Consider the following 15,212-nt stretch of genomic DNA (forward strand, 5'->3'; position numbering starts at 1 on the left):
TATTTGTATATTTGCGAATGAATCAATAAAAAAATGAAGAGATTATTTAAATCTCTCCATTCAAAGCAGCAAGTATTAATTTAATTTGGAAACAGATTCTCCACACATTTTATTTGTAGGAACAATCGTTTTGGATTCCATTTTACTTCCTCTTATTTTCCCAAATAGAATTTTACTGCCAACCGCTCCTAATTCTTCGATTGGTATTTCTACTCTTGTAAGCGCAGGGCTGAGAAAGGGTGAATTACTATAACCAACGACAGAGAGATCTTGAGGAATGGATATTCCTAATTCTGCTGCTGCCTTATAGAGAGTCCAAACTTTTAAATCATCATTTGCAACAACGGCAGTAGGTCTCTTCGAACGAAGCAAAAGTGATTTTGCTGATTCATAAGCACTTTCAACCGTATAACCGCTGTTTATGATCCAGTCGTTATTGAGCTGTAACCCATGGTGCAGGATGCCATCTGTATATCCTTTAAGACGATCGATGGATACATGGTATTCAAGCGGTGAATGGAGACAGGCAATATCCCGATGACCTTGCTCGAATAAATAATTTATCAGGTCATAGCTGTCTTGATAGTTATTGGTATCTACTGTATATACATTTTTATAGGTACCATCTAGTCTGCCAATCACAACGATGGGAATGTCAAACACATCTAGCTCTTTAAAGAAATGCTCATCGGCAGGAGCCGTTAGCATCAAGATTCCCTTTATCATCTTTTCGTTTATTTTATTTTTGCATTTTTCAATTTCATCGTTGCTGCTGTGTGATGTATTCAAAATAAGATCAAAATTCTCTTCTTCCGCTTTTGAGGAAATGGTCTGAATGATTTCGGAGAAGAACGGATTGTTTGCTGTCGTTCTAGATGAACGTGAAATAACCATAATCGCATCAAAACCGGAAGAGAGTCCTCTAGCCACTTTATTAGGCTGATATTTTAATTCCGCAATAGCATTAAGCACGCGCTCTTTTGCCTCTGCAGAGATATTGGTCTGATTATTTAATACTCGAGATACTGTTGATTTTGAAACATTTGCAAGCTTTGCTATATCGTAAATGGTACAACTCAAAAAAGCTCCCCTCCTATAAATATCCATAGATATAGATATTGAAATTGTCTCAAAATGTTGGAAGCCGCAACAATTAGTTATTATAGTAATAGTATTGGAAATTATCAACATCTATAACGGAAATGAAAGCGTTGACAGTATCCGCTTTGTATATTATAGTCTCTTTGTGGGAGCGGTACCACAGAATATTTTATTTTTTTTGTTATATCGTGGGAACGGTACCACAGAATACTCTATTTTTTTGCGATATCGTGGGAGCGGTACCACAATCAGTTTGCTGCTTTTTTTTACGATATCATGGGAGCGGTCCCAAAAGGAGGAGCTACATGGAAAATCTTAAAGAAAGATTAAAGTTGATTTACTCTGAAGAGGAAGTTAATGAAGTTTGGCCAAGCCTAAAAAAATTAATAGATAGTGCAAAATCAAAAGTTATAAAAAAGAGAAAACCGCATTGGGATGAAAAGGATGTTGTTTTAATCTCATATGCTGACCAATTTCATGAAGAAAATAAACCTACCTTAGCTTCTTTTAAGAAGATGTTTGACCGTTATTTTACAGACAAATTTGATATGGTTCATCTTTTACCATTCTACCCTTATTCATCCGATGATGGATTTTCTGTTATAGATTATACAAAAATCAACCCGATTTCCGGAGACTGGGAAGACTTAGAGCATTTATCCGGATCAACACGACTCATGTTCGATTATGTATGCAACCATATTTCAGCAAAAAGTGAATGGTTCCAGAAATACCTTCAAGGTGACCCTGAGTTTAAGGATTTCTTCGTGGTGATGGATCCTTCCGTTGATCTAAGCTCTGTGACAAGACCTCGGGCTACACCAGTTTTGACTAAGTTTAAAAAAGATGATGGAACGGAAGAATATATTTGGACAACCTTTAGTGAAGATCAGATTGATTTGAACTTCAAGAACCCAAAGGTATTAGTAAAAATGATTGAAGTCTTGTTGTTCTATCTGGAGCAGGGGGCAGAGTACGTACGTCTTGACGCTGTAGGATTTATGTGGAAAGAAGTTGGAACTACGTGTATCCATCTTGAAAAAACGCACCAGATAATAAAACTGTTTCGAGATATTGCTGATGAAGTTTCTGAAGGAACAGTCCTTATTACAGAAACAAATGTTCCGCATAAAGATAATATCTCCTATTTTGGAAACGGTGAAGATGAAGCTCAAATGGTTTACCAATTTCCCCTGCCGCCATTGGTGCTTTACTCCATTTTACAAGGGAATGGAAGCGCTATTATAGAATGGGCAAAAAATCTTGAATTGCCAGGTAAGCAAACAACCTTTTTTAATTTCTTAGCATCCCATGATGGAATAGGCCTAAATCCAATTCGAGGAATCATCCCAGAAGAAGAAATCCTCAAGATGGTGGATGGATTAAAAGGTGAAGGGGCATTAGTAAACTACAAAAATAACCCAGACGGCAGCAAGAGTCCTTACGAAATTAATGTGACGTATATGGATGCTTTAAACAAGCAATCGGATCATGATGAGATCCGGACAAAAAGATTCTTAGTGGCACATTCCATTCTATTAACACTTCCTGGGGTCCCAGCAGTTTATATACAAAGCATGCTAGGTTCACGCAATGACTATGAAGGTGTTTCTAGAACAGGTATGAACCGGTCGATTAATCGTCAAAAATATGATGTTTTGGTAATCGAACAAGAATTGACTAGTACGGATACACTTAGACACAGCATTTTTGAAGAATTGACAAAAATTATTGTGACCAGAAAAGAAATCGAACTTCTTCACCCTGATGTTGCTATGGAAGTATTGGATCTGGATGAAAGACTTTTTGCTTTTAAGCGGATTTCTGATGACGGAAATGAACTACTGGTTATTCATAACCTTGCAAATGAGTCTGTGGAATGTAAGATTTCTGGTGACTATTTGGATCTCTTAACTGGAAACACGATGAATTTCGATACGCACAGTCCATTGGATCCCTATCAATTTCTCTGGTTAAAACCAATCCAATAGGAGGTTAAATGATGAAGATCAAAAGTTTGAGTTTGCTGCTCATAATCATGTTTAGCATCGTTTTGAGCGCATGTGGAAATAGAACAACCACTGATGACGGCAGGACCATCGTTGAATTTATGCATTCATCTGTTGAGCAGGAACGCTTAGCTGTCATCAATAAATTGGTGGCTAAGTTTGAGAAGGAGAACCCTGATATTAAGATCAAACAGGTTCCCGTTGAAGAAGGCAATTATAATACGAAAGTCGTCACATTAGCGAGATCTGGAAACCTGCCTGCTGTCATCGAAGTAGGAAATGATTATGCAAAGGTTATGGAAAAAGACGAGTTAATTGATAGAAAGTCAGTGAACAAAGTACTTGATCAGGTTGGAAAAGAAAACTTTTATGAAGGTGCAATTGACCTTTTGAGAACTGAAAATGGAAAGAGTTATTCAGGGGTACCGATCAGTGGCTGGGTACAAGGGATCTGGTATAACAAAGAAATGCTGAAGGCAAAAGGCATGGAAGAGCCTAAAAACTGGGAAGAAATCATGGGAGTTGCCAAAGAATTCACGGATAAGGGCAGCAAAAAATATGGAATTGCGATCCCGACAGTTGAAGGACCTTTTTCAGAGCAGGGATTTTCTCAATTTGCCTTATCTAACAATGCCAATGTATTTAATAACAATGGCGACCTCATGCTGAATACTCCTGAAATGAATGAGGCACTTACGTACTATAAAAAGTTATCCCAATACACGATGCCTGGCTCAAACGACACGACCGAGATTAAAGATGCTTTCATGAACGGAACAGTCCCGATGGCTATGTATTCAACGTATATTCTTCCATCTGTTTTTGAAGAAGGCGATGCAAACAATATCGGATATATTGTTCCTGAACAAGAACAAAAGGCAGTATTCGGTATGGTATCTGCATTGACGATATCATCTGGATTGGAAGCCAACCAGAAAGAGGCATCAGAAAAATTCGTTTCCTTTATGTCCGAACCTGAAAATACGACTGATTGGGTTTTAATGTCACCAGGTGGAGCTCAGCCTGTAAACAAACAAGTGACTGATAACCCAGACTATCAATCCAATGAAGTGGTTAAAGCATTCGGAAATCTTTCAACTGAAATTGCTGCGTCATTCAACGATATCCAGGCATTCGGTTTAGTCGGCGGCAAAAACTATTTAAAAATGGGAGACGTTACAAGCTCGGGTGCGATTCCTACTCTGATCAACAACATAACGGTTGGAAAAAGTGGAATCAAGAGCGAACTTAAAAAAGCTGAAAAGACTATAAAAGACGCTTTAGAAAAAAGGTAATCTCTCTTTGATACTTGAGTGAGGTTATGGAACGGGGAGGTACTATGAAAACTACGATAAAAAAAGGAAAAACTGACTTTAAACTTGCAATGGTACTGCTTTTTCCAAGCTTATTTCTTCTATTATTGCTTGTTGCTTATCCAATGTTTTCGAACATACAGATCAGTTTCTTCCATCTTCCGATAAACCCTAGGCTTGATTCAACATTTATTGGCTTAGAAAATTATATAAATATTCTTTCAGATATAGAATTTTTGAAATCATTAGGCCTTACTGTTTTGTATACAGCTTTAGCGGTAGGAGGAAGCACTGTCCTTGGTCTACTTGTAGCTATATTTTTTAATCGGCCGTTCATGTTTAGAAAAACAGCACGGTCATTAATCATCCTATCTTATGTGACACCATCGATTTCATTAATTTTCGCTTGGAAATACATGTTTAATAACAGTTATGGAATCGTTAACTTTCTGGGCGGAGATGTGTTTCATCTTTTTAAACAAGCGCCACTTTGGTTTGATAACCCGGTAAGCAGTTTTATTCTAGTTGTCATTTTTGCCATTTGGCGTTATTTCCCTTATGCCTTCATCTCATTCCTGGCGATCCTTCAAACGATCGATTCCAGTTTGTATGAAGCAGCAGAAATAGATGGGGCATCGGCTTGGCAAAAGTTTAAGATTGTAACCCTGCCAGCAATCATGCCGGTGCTTATAACAGTAATTACGCTACGTTCGATCTGGTTATTCTATATGTTTACGGATGTATATCTACTGACAAATAAGGTAGATATACTTGGAATCTATCTGTATAAAACAGCCTTTGCGTTTAATGACTTAGGTCAGGCTGCATCGATATCTGTGATCCTGTTTATCATTCTATTCATCGTAATCATTGCAGCAAGAAAGAGGGTGAATTTTAATGGCAATGGCTAGTAGCAAAAAAACCAAGATGACAAAAAAAGTTGCGTTTTACGCTACCCTTATCCTACTCATGGTAGTTACGCTGTTTCCATTTTTAATCATGCTGATGACAGCCTTTAAGAGTTCGGGTGAGGCTGTTTCAACCAGCCCGACGATCTTTCCAAAGGAATGGACATTCCAGCATTTCCAGGATATTTTTAATCCCGTTGTTTTTCCTTATTTGATCTACTTTAAGAATAGTTTGATCGTTGCGCTCACTGCTTCTGTATTAGCAGTAACAATCGGAATCTTTGGTGCGTATGCTCTCTCCAAATTAAAGTTCATGGGAAAGACTACGATTAATGCCAGCTTCTACACGGTATATATGTTTTCAGGAATCTTGCTGGTAGTGCCTTTGTTTAAGATCATTTCGGGCTTAGGCTTGTATGATACGAGAACATCCTTAATTATTACGATGATCGTGCAAACCTTGCCTACAGCCATCTTTATGCTGAAAAGTTATTTTGATACGATTCCAGATGATTTGGAAGAAGCAGCAATGATTGATGGGCTTAACCGTATACAGATTATCCTGTACATCATCATTCCGCTGTCTATTTCAGGAATCATTTCCGTGTTTGTTTATTCCTTTATGGTGGCATGGAACGATTACCTGTTTGCATCGATTTTTATTTCGAATTCAGAGAATTTTACACTGCCGATCGGCTTAAATGCGCTATTCAGCACCCCGGATTATGTTTGGGGAAGAATGATGGCTGCTTCACTCGTTACAGCTTTGCCGGTTGTCATTATGTATGCGATATCCGAGCACTTCATTAAAGGAAACCTGACTGAGGGCGGAGTAAAAGGATAATTCTTTGACCAATTGAGGAGGAAATAGCAAGTCATGAAAAAATTAATCGCAGTCCAGCCAAGAGAAGCGGGATTCGTAGAGTATACAGACCGTTCAATAGAAAATAATCAAGTCAAAATTAAAGTAGAGTTCGCGTCACCAAAACACGGAACAGAAGTCATTGACTTTCGTGGACAGACTCCTTTTATCGGTGAAGACTTCAATGAAGAATGGCGAATGTTCATGCCGCGTGAAGAAGGCTCAAAGCCGGGTATCGTGTTCGGTGAGTTTCAGCTCGGAAACATGGTAGTCGGCAAGATTGTAGAAAAAGGTAGCGATGTAACGGAGTATGAAGTCGGTGAAACGGTATGTACGTATGGACCGATCATGGAAACGGTTATTGTGAACGCGATTGATAATCACCGTTTAAGAAAGATGCCTGAGGGAGCGAAATGGCAGAATGCTGTATGTTATGATCCTGCCCAATTTGCGCTAAGCGGAGTAAGAGACGCCAATGTGAGAGCAGGGGATTATGTCATGGTCGTCGGTCTCGGGGCTATTGGACAGATTGCTGTTCAACTTGCAAAGAGAGCAGGAGCGAGTCTAGTGATCGGGGTTGATCCGATCAGTCAGCGTTGTGAGATCGCTAAGCGCCACGGTGCAAATGTTTGTCTTGATCCCACTGCTTGTGATGTAGGATATGAAGTGAAAAAACTGACAGATAAACTAGGTGTGGATTCCATCATCGAAACGAGCGGAAATTCAGCGGCACTTCAAGCTGCACTTAAAGGAATTGCATACGGCGGAACCATTTCATACGTTGCTTTCGGAAAACCTTTCCCAGAAGGATTAAATTTTGGACGTGAAGCACATTTTAACAACGCTAAAATTGTTTTCTCACGTGCAGCGAGCGAACCAAATCCGGATTATCCTCGCTGGAACAGAAAAAGAATCGAGGATACATGCTGGGAGCTGCTGATGAATGGATATCTTCACTGTGAGGATATTATTAACCCGGTCGTGTCTTTCGAAGCGAGCGATAAAGCTTACATGCAATATGTTGATCAGCATCCAGAGCTCAGCATCAAGATGGGAATCACATTTGAATAATTTTACGATTAAATCCTTCTGTCTCCTGACAGCAAGGATTTAATCATAATGTAACAGAATTAGGAGGACGGACAGATGAAGATTGGTACTCAAAATCAGTTTTTCTTTCCCGAGGATATCAAAGAAAAATTCCAATATATAAAAGAGATGGGATTTGACGCATTTGAGATAGATGGGAAGTTTTTGGTCGACCACATAGAGGAAGTTAAAGAGGCGATGGATGAAACGGGATTATCCGTTCCTACTGTTTGCGGCGGCTACAGCGGCTGGATTGGTGATTTTGATGAAGAACGCAGAAAGACTGGATTAACTGAAATTAAACAAATCTTAGAAGCCTTACAGGAGATTGGCGGGAAAGGAATCATAGTACCTGCTGCTTGGGGAATGTTCACGTATCGATTGCCGCCTATGGTTTCACCAAGAAGTAAAGAAGACGACTGGAAAGCAGTGAGTGATTCTCTCATCTATTTAGATCAAGCAGCTAAAGAGACCGGTACAATCATTTTCTTAGAGCCCTTAAATCGTTATCAGGATCACATGATTAATACGTTGGCAGATGCGCGGCGCTATATAGAAGAAAATCATTTAGAAAACGTTAAGATCATGGCTGACTTCTATCATATGAACATTGAGGAAGACGGTATATCAGAGGCATTGCATCAACATCGTGACTTAGTAGGGCATGTTCATCTTGCAGATAACCATCGTTTTCAGCCTGGGAGCGGTTCGATTGATTTTCAAAAACACTTTAACCAGTTGAAAGAAGATGGTTACGAAGGATATTTGATGATCGAGTGCCGTGTCCGTGGGAACGATCCTGAATCAGAGTATAAAAAAGCATTGTCTCACCTTAAGAGATCTTTAGTCTGAAAGGAGAAAGCCCGTGAATAAAAAGAAGGTAGCGATCATAGGAGGCGGACAAGTAGCGGAAAAAGTGCATGTCTCCTACTATCAATCCCGAGATGATATTGATCTGGTTGCTGTGGTAGGCAGGAATCATGAGCGAGTGGAGGAATTTGCTGAACGCAATGGGATTCCTAGATTTTATACGGATGCTGAAGCGATGTATGAAGAAGAAAAGCCTGATATGGTCAGTATTTGTACGCCGAATAAATATCATTATGAAAATACGATGCAGGCATTGTCATATGGATGTGATGTTTTATGCGAAAAACCCCCTGCCATTCTTGCAGAAGATGCTAAGAAGATGAAAGAAAAGGCGGAAGAAAACAATCGTATCCTGGCATACAATTTTCATCATCGTTTTGCGGATGATGTTCAAGTCCTGAAGGATAAAGTGACCGAAGGGATATTGGGTGATGTCTACTTCATAAAAGTGCAAGCTATGCGACGATGTGGAATTCCGGGCTGGGGAACCTTTACGGATAAAACGATACAGGGCGGAGGGCCGCTTATTGATCTGGGCGTCCATATGCTGGATGCGGCATTGTATGTTCTAGGGTATCCGAAAGTAGAGAAGGTTACCGCTAAAATGTTTCAAAAAATAGGCAACAAAAAATCCACGGGTATGTTTGGGGAATGGGACCCAAACAAATTTGAAGTAGAAGACTCTCTATTTGGATTCATTGAACTCGAAGGTGGCCGTTTGCTCCAACTGGAAACTTCTTTTGCATTAAATATAAAAGAGCAGTCTATTATGAATGTTGAATTCTGCGGGGATCAGGCGGGAGCCACTCTATTTCCGGCACAAATTTATACAGACGAAGGTGGAGAGCTGCTCTCACTTTTCCATAGAGAGAAAGCTGATCCCGACAGACATCCTAAAAGCCTGGAAGCTTTTGTAGACAGATGTCTTGGAAAAGAAACCATGATTGCAGATGCAAAAGAAGGATACATGATCCAACAACTAATAGAAGCTTTATATCATTCTGCTGAAAAAGGTGAAAGTGTATCCTATGAATAAACAACAAACCGTAACGGAAGAAATTTTTAGCATAGATTCTATCAATAAATATGCAAGTTTAATGACATTAGGAAATGGTTATCTTGGCTTGCGTGCTTCGCATGAGGAAGAGTATACCGATCAGATAAAAGGGATGTATGCAGCCGGAATCTACAATAAAGCCACTAATAATGGCATTTCTGAAATTGTTAACTTACCAGATCTAACAGCGATAAGAATCGAGATCGACGGAGAACTTTTCTCCTTGCTTGATGGAGAAATCCTTTCCTATCATCGTGAATTAAGTCTCTTAGATGGTCAGATTAAACGTGAAGTCGTATGGAAAAGCAGATCAGGTGCTAAATACCAATTAATTTTTCAACGCTTCGTATCCAAAGATGACTTACATCTAGTCGGGATGAAGGTAACAGTTACTAGTTTAGATAAACAGTCTAAATTAAAAATCGTTACAGGCATTGATGCTCAACAGACAAACTTCGGCAACCAGCACCTTCTTGAGGAAAACGTAAGGGTATTCGATGAAAGAATCATGCAGGGAACCTTTCAAACAAGTGAGTCAGGTCATCAGATAGCCATTACGGCTAGCTGCAGCTGCACAGGAGATGCAGATACCGCATTTGTTGCGAAGAACCGGCAGCTTTATACAACCGTAACGGCAAACCTGCCTTTAAATGAACCATTTATTCTTGAAAAACTGTGCACCATTCATACTTCCCTTGATGATGAGACAGGCTTGGACCTTGAAACAACCGGTGTACAAACATTACAGAAGAAGTTAGCTGAAGGATATGACGATCTGTTAAGTAAGTCCGCCCAAAAATGGAAAGAATTTTGGGATCGAAAACAAGTGAAGATCACGTCGGAACACGAATTCGATCAATTCGCTCTTGATTTTGCTTTGTATCACATTGAAATTATGACTCCTGCACACGATGAACGCTTCAGCGTAGGAGCAAAAGGCCTAACTGGTCCGGGATATAAAGGGCATATTTTCTGGGATACCGAGATTTTTATTCTGCCCCATCATCTTTTCACACAACCCGAAACAGCTAGAAAGCTATTACGCTATCGATATCTCCACCTTCAGCAGGCCATAGAAAAGGCTCATCAGAATGGTTATGAAGGTGCTCTGTTTCCGTGGGAGAGTGCGTTCACGGGCGTTGAGGAAACACCTGAATTTGCAGCGATCAACATTCGTACTGGCAAGCGTCAAAAAGTTGCATCTGCTATAGCTGAGCACCATATCGTGGCAGATATAGCTTTTGCCGTGGTGCATTACTATCAAGCTACTCATGATGATGAATTCATGAAAAAGGAAGGATTGGCTTTATTAAAAGAAACGAGCCGATTCTGGATCAGCCGTGCTTGTGAGGAAGATGGAAAACTGTCTATTCAGGATGTAATCGGACCTGATGAATATACCGAACATATCAATAACAATGCCTATACAAACTATATGGCTCATTTTAACGTTAAACAAACGCTTAACTATATGAAACGATTTAAAGATGCTGATGAGTCTCTTCTTGCTGCAGGTGAAGACTTCTTGAACCGTCTGTATCTTCCAAAGCCGGGACCAGACAACATCATTCCGCAAGATGATACGTTCTTGAAGAAGCCTGAGATCGACTTATCCAAATATAAAATGAACCAAGGCAGCCAGGGCATCTTATTAGACTATTCCAGACAGGAAGTAAATGAGATGCAGATCCTGAAGCAAGCCGATGTCGTCATGCTTTTGTATCTGTTCCCAGACCTTTTCTCCAGTGATGTAGTAGCTGAAAACCTTCAGTATTATGAAGAACATACGATCCATGATTCATCCTTAAGTAAGGCCATTCATGCGATCGTTGCAGCAAGGTGCGGGGAAAAAGAGGAAGCATACCGGTTCTTTAAAGAAGCCTGTTTGATTGATCTGGGTCCTAACCCTCATTCATCAGATGAAGGACTACATGCGGCATCACTTGGTGCTATTTGGCTGGCAACGGTATTTGGATTCGCCAATGTATCGATTGTTAATGATAGGCTATCAATAGACCCTAAGCTGCCAACGGAATGGACTGAACTCGAATTTCCGATTATATGGCAAGGAACGAGATTAAATATTACAATAACACAGCAAAAAATGACGATCTTAAAACTTTCTGGTCCCGACGTACAGCTGGATATCCGAGGAACAGCTTATCAGGTTACAGACAAAATAGAAGTCGGTTTATAAGGAGAACAAGATGAAAATTGTAATTGCACCTGATTCATTTAAAGAAAGTTTACCAGCCGAATTAGTGGCAAAAGCAATCCATGAGGGTTTCATAGAATCCTTTCCAGATGCGGAATATCATCTTCTGCCGATCGGTGACGGTGGTGAAGGCACCATGCAGTCACTAGCCTCTGCCAACCAAGCCGTTATCGAAACGGTCTCTGTAACGGGTCCTCTAAGTGAGCCTGTCCATGCTAAGATTGCCTTTTCTTCTGATGGAAAAAAGGCTTATATTGAAATGGCTGAAGCCAGTGGACTTCATCTCGTTCCTTTTGAGCGGCGAAATCCCTTAAATGCAACGACATTCGGTGTTGGAGAACTTATTGTACATGCTATGGATTCTGGTGCCACTGAGTTAGTGATCGGGGTCGGAGGAAGTGCAACGAATGATGGCGGCATAGGAATGGCTGCTGCGCTAGGCTATCGATTTTACGATCATGAAGGGGCTTTGGTAAGAGGAATCGGACAGGATTTATTTCATATTGAATCAATGACTGGTGAACATCGCGATCCCCGTCTAGATAAAGTCAAGATTACGATCGCAGCGGATGTTGAGAATCCCTTAACAGGCAGCAACGGTGCCACCTATGTATATGGACCTCAAAAAGGGCTGAAGAAAGAAATGCTGGAAGAGGTGGATTCCGCTTTAGGACGTTTTTATGAAAAAGCCTGTTCGAATTTCAATAAAGAGATTATGAGCATACCTGGCAGTGGTGCAGGCGGAGGAATCGCCGCAGGTCTCTTATTGTTTACTAACGCTGAAATAAAAAAAGGTATTGAACTCGTGTTAGAGGAGCTAGATGTGAAGAACATTTGTAAAGATGCTGACCTAGTGATCGTGGGTGAAGGAAGAATGGATGGACAAACCCTAAATGGAAAAGCTCCTTTAGGAGTAGCGGCTTGTTCACCTGCATCCTCCAGAGTTATCGCGATCTGCGGAAGCATTGGGGATGGAAGTGAAAAGCTCTACAAGCATGGCATCCATGCTGTTTTCCCTACCATACCTGCACTATTGCCTGTTGAACGTATCATGAACGATGCGTATAACAATATTAAAAGAACTGCACGGAACATCGCTGCTTTACTTTAAAACAGAGAGGTCGTTATCCATGAACAATCATAAGATTGATGCTGTCATTTTTGACCTGGACGGCATCATTACAGATACAGCACACTTTCATTTTTTAGCTTGGAAGCAGCTGGCCGAAGAAATAGGTATTTCAATCGATGAGGAATTCAACGAACGCCTGAAAGGAATAAGCCGGATGGATTCGTTGGAATTAATTTTGGAAGAAGGAAATCGGCAGCATGATTTCACTTCAATCGAAAAAGAAGAAATGGCTGAAAGAAAAAATGCTAACTATGTAAATTATCTTGATGAATTAACCCCTGAACATGTACTTCCGGGTATCATGGACTTGATCAAGAGCATTAAAACAGATGGGATTCCGATTGGACTTGCATCGGTTTCCAAAAATGCAGAAACCGTTCTGAGAGCATTGAACCTAGTTGAGGCATTCGATTACTGTGCAGATGCATCAAAAATAAGCAAATCAAAACCCGACCCTGAGATCTTCTTAACGGCATGTAAAGGGCTGAATGCAGTGCCGGAACGGTCTATCGGTATAGAGGATGCAGTTGCAGGAGTTGAATCCATTAAGGCAAGCGGCATGTTTGCAGTTGGTGTAGGAAAGCAGCTGTCTAAAGCGGATTACCAATTAATGTCCACAGGCCAGCTTCAGTGGGAGAAAATAAAAGAAGCATTCAATAAGTGGAACGATTAAAAACAATGAAGGAGCGACTATAAGATCGCTCCTTTTTATCTGCTTATTTCCCTTTCCCTGGACCCACTTTATGAACGACAGTAGAAGTTTTGCTGCTATCTGTTTCAGATGTCGATGTAAATGAAAGTTCCGTTGGTTTCGGACCGCTCTCTGCATCAGGAATCTTTACATAAACAGGGACTTGAACCGTTTTTCCTGCTTCCACTTCAATCACATTGTGTTCTAACTGAAGCTCCCAACCCGCTTCAGTCTTAGCATTCAAGCGGATAAGATCAGTCGCTTCACCCGTGTTGGTCACATTAAAGTTATACACCGCAACTCGGCCAGGAACAGCGAACTTTGTCGTGCCTCTCTCTGCTTTTACGCCGCGATCATAAGGACCTGCGCCATCCATATGTCTAACGCCCACACGGTAGCTTAGTGCACCTTCATCATCCACTTTCTTCTCTAAAATGTAGAAGTGAAGCCGGTTATGCTCATCCTTATATTCACTGACAACACCCTCTGCAGTTCCAGCTTTAAAAAGGGAGTCGGCTAGCTGCTGAAAGTCTCCTTTTGATAACTTCGCTTCCGTTCCATCAGGACGTTTAAAATCGACTTGGTTGATGTCTTCTTTATGAGAATCGATGACCCAGATGTTTGGAGCAGATTCCGAGTTCTTCGTTTTTGCGAGCAACACGCCAGAATCCGGTGTAAAAGAATCGTAACCTACTTGATCAACGACCTCGATCGTGTAGTTGTCGTACCATTTTGCTCCGCGCTGCATGTCTGCACGCCAGTCATCTTTTAGCGAGTTCGCCGGTGTTAAATCTTCCATCGCGATATTGATTCCATGTAATCCTGTGCGTCCAAACTCGTCACCGGTAGGTACTTCACGCGCAAGGATATCTGCAAAAACAGGACCTGTTTCCGCAAGCTCATCACGATTCAAGCTCAAATACTGATCTTCATCAAGAAAGCCTTGTTTGATTTTATTACGCAGCATATGGTGGGACGGAGCAGATGCGCCAAGTGGAGAAGGAACCATCCATCTTGTGTGTGGCCCGCCTGGGCCGTTGAAGCTGCCTCGGCTCATTAGTTCCCACGGACCTGAGTACGTTCGAGAAACTGGATTTGCATAAGGGTTGTTGTAGTTGTCGCCAAGTTTCATGATGTGTCCGAACTCATGAGCGAACGTTCCCATCCCATCGTTTTCTCCTTGAATGGAAGTTCCGCCACCAGCACTCGACCAGATGCTTTTCGCCGCATACCAAGATGTCCATGGCACATAGCGGGTAACAGCGGAATTCGGCATCTCCGCATATGGCGGTCCGAATGGCTTTGTTACGGATTCAGGCGTTTGGAACATCATCTCTCCTAGCTCTTGCCACACACCTGATTCGTCATAACCGGCGTGCACGATAAAGCGGAAATCGTATTGTTCACCGGATGCATCAATGTCGGCTTGTGCCTTTTGGATCGCTTCCGATCTTAAATTTTTACCGGTAAACCCTGCAGGCATGTTCTGCATCTGATTAAATTCGTTGAGGCCATATTGGAATTCGTTGTGGTCCATGCGGTATGTTCCGAAAGCATCAAGTTCAACCGCCCACTTTCCATAAGAGTTCTCGCGCCAATATTCATTGATGGTTCTGTAGTTATTGAGTGCTTGAGGTTTGTTCAAGAAGTCGAGCCAGAACTGACCCATCTGGTCTCTTGGGATATTTCCTGTGTTAATGGGGTTACCTGCAATTTCTGAGCCTTCAGGCTGACTGAGGATAAATTCACGGTCTGGAAAATCTACAATGATGAGCGCACCTTTAATGACACGTTCTGGCTGAACATCAGCATTTCGCCAATCGATTCCTGGAACAGGGCGATAATCGTTCCACGTCATGTCACGCGGCAGCGTCCACGATTCCTTGTCCACCGGTTCAGGGAACGAAGGCAATCCAGGCTTGTCCGCATAGACGGTGGTTGAGACGGTCATGAGAAGCAAACTGA

Annotated in this window: 12 protein-coding genes; 10 read left to right on the forward strand and 2 right to left on the reverse strand. The window is 41.3% G+C overall.

Features of this window, described 5'->3' with window-relative positions; translation table 11 throughout:
- Positions 1-75: 75 nt before the first annotated feature.
- Positions 76-1,080, reverse strand: a complete 1,005-nt coding sequence (locus IEV52_RS02140; protein WP_188400880.1) for a LacI family DNA-binding transcriptional regulator — start codon at positions 1,078-1,080, stop codon at positions 76-78.
- Positions 1,081-1,406: 326 nt separating this feature from the next.
- Here IEV52_RS02140 and IEV52_RS02145 point away from each other — a divergent pair, with 326 nt between their 5' ends.
- From IEV52_RS02145 to pgmB, 10 genes are all read left to right on the forward strand, one after another.
- Positions 1,407-3,092: a sugar phosphorylase gene (locus tag IEV52_RS02145; RefSeq protein WP_188400881.1), complete on the forward strand. Its 1,686-nt coding sequence runs from the start codon at positions 1,407-1,409 to the stop codon at positions 3,090-3,092.
- A gap of 11 nt (positions 3,093-3,103) precedes the next feature.
- Positions 3,104-4,405, forward strand: coding sequence for an ABC transporter substrate-binding protein (locus IEV52_RS02150; RefSeq protein WP_188400882.1), 1,302 nt, complete (start codon positions 3,104-3,106; stop codon positions 4,403-4,405).
- Between the two features lie 44 nt (positions 4,406-4,449).
- Entirely contained in the window at positions 4,450-5,334 is an 885-nt protein-coding gene (locus IEV52_RS02155) for a carbohydrate ABC transporter permease (RefSeq protein WP_188400883.1), read from the forward strand.
- Positions 5,327-6,175, forward strand: coding sequence for a carbohydrate ABC transporter permease (locus IEV52_RS02160; protein WP_373869406.1), 849 nt, complete (start codon positions 5,327-5,329; stop codon positions 6,173-6,175). Before IEV52_RS02155 ends, IEV52_RS02160 begins: the two co-directional genes overlap by 8 nt.
- A gap of 33 nt (positions 6,176-6,208) precedes the next feature.
- The gene (locus IEV52_RS02165; protein WP_188400885.1) at positions 6,209-7,264 is read left to right on the forward strand and encodes a zinc-dependent alcohol dehydrogenase; all 1,056 of its coding nucleotides are present in this window, start codon (positions 6,209-6,211) and stop codon (positions 7,262-7,264) included.
- Positions 7,265-7,339: 75 nt separating this feature from the next.
- Positions 7,340-8,134: a sugar phosphate isomerase/epimerase family protein gene (locus IEV52_RS02170; RefSeq protein ID WP_188400886.1), complete on the forward strand. Its 795-nt coding sequence runs from the start codon at positions 7,340-7,342 to the stop codon at positions 8,132-8,134.
- A 13-nt stretch (positions 8,135-8,147) separates the two neighbouring features.
- Positions 8,148-9,188, forward strand: a complete 1,041-nt coding sequence (locus tag IEV52_RS02175) for a Gfo/Idh/MocA family protein (RefSeq protein ID WP_188400887.1) — start codon at positions 8,148-8,150, stop codon at positions 9,186-9,188.
- Positions 9,181-11,406: a glycoside hydrolase family 65 protein gene (locus IEV52_RS02180; RefSeq protein ID WP_188400888.1), complete on the forward strand. Its 2,226-nt coding sequence runs from the start codon at positions 9,181-9,183 to the stop codon at positions 11,404-11,406. The genes IEV52_RS02175 and IEV52_RS02180 overlap by 8 nt, the downstream gene beginning before the upstream one ends.
- Before the next feature lie 10 nt (positions 11,407-11,416).
- Positions 11,417-12,535: a glycerate kinase gene (locus IEV52_RS02185; protein ID WP_188400889.1), complete on the forward strand. Its 1,119-nt coding sequence runs from the start codon at positions 11,417-11,419 to the stop codon at positions 12,533-12,535.
- 19 nt (positions 12,536-12,554) lie between these two features.
- The gene (gene pgmB, locus IEV52_RS02190) at positions 12,555-13,229 is read left to right on the forward strand and encodes a beta-phosphoglucomutase (RefSeq protein WP_188400890.1); all 675 of its coding nucleotides are present in this window, start codon (positions 12,555-12,557) and stop codon (positions 13,227-13,229) included.
- A 43-nt stretch (positions 13,230-13,272) separates the two neighbouring features.
- On the opposite strand, the gene IEV52_RS02195 is transcribed toward pgmB, so the two are convergent.
- On the reverse strand, positions 13,273-15,198 hold the full coding sequence (locus tag IEV52_RS02195; protein ID WP_229754161.1) for a M6 family metalloprotease domain-containing protein: 1,926 nt from the start codon (positions 15,196-15,198) through the stop codon (positions 13,273-13,275).
- Positions 15,199-15,212: the final 14 nt, after the last annotated feature.

The sequence above is a fragment of the Fictibacillus barbaricus genome, assembly GCF_014635025.1.
Lineage (GTDB): Bacteria > Bacillota > Bacilli > Bacillales > Fictibacillaceae > Fictibacillus > Fictibacillus barbaricus.

Coding starts and splice junctions, on each gene's coding strand:
- IEV52_RS02145 (WP_188400881.1), top strand. CDS start 1,407: ATGGAAAATCTTAAAGAAAGATTAAAGTTGATTTACTCTGAAGAGGAA.
- IEV52_RS02150 (WP_188400882.1), top strand. CDS start 3,104: ATGAAGATCAAAAGTTTGAGTTTGCTGCTCATAATCATGTTTAGCATC.
- IEV52_RS02155 (WP_188400883.1), top strand. CDS start 4,450: ATGAAAACTACGATAAAAAAAGGAAAAACTGACTTTAAACTTGCAATG.
- IEV52_RS02160 (WP_373869406.1), top strand. CDS start 5,327: ATGGCTAGTAGCAAAAAAACCAAGATGACAAAAAAAGTTGCGTTTTAC.
- IEV52_RS02165 (WP_188400885.1), top strand. CDS start 6,209: ATGAAAAAATTAATCGCAGTCCAGCCAAGAGAAGCGGGATTCGTAGAG.
- IEV52_RS02170 (WP_188400886.1), top strand. CDS start 7,340: ATGAAGATTGGTACTCAAAATCAGTTTTTCTTTCCCGAGGATATCAAA.
- IEV52_RS02180 (WP_188400888.1), top strand. CDS start 9,181: ATGAATAAACAACAAACCGTAACGGAAGAAATTTTTAGCATAGATTCT.
- IEV52_RS02185 (WP_188400889.1), top strand. CDS start 11,417: ATGAAAATTGTAATTGCACCTGATTCATTTAAAGAAAGTTTACCAGCC.
- pgmB (WP_188400890.1), top strand. CDS start 12,555: ATGAACAATCATAAGATTGATGCTGTCATTTTTGACCTGGACGGCATC.
- IEV52_RS02195 (WP_229754161.1), bottom strand. CDS start 15,198: ATGACCGTCTCAACCACCGTCTATGCGGACAAGCCTGGATTGCCTTCG.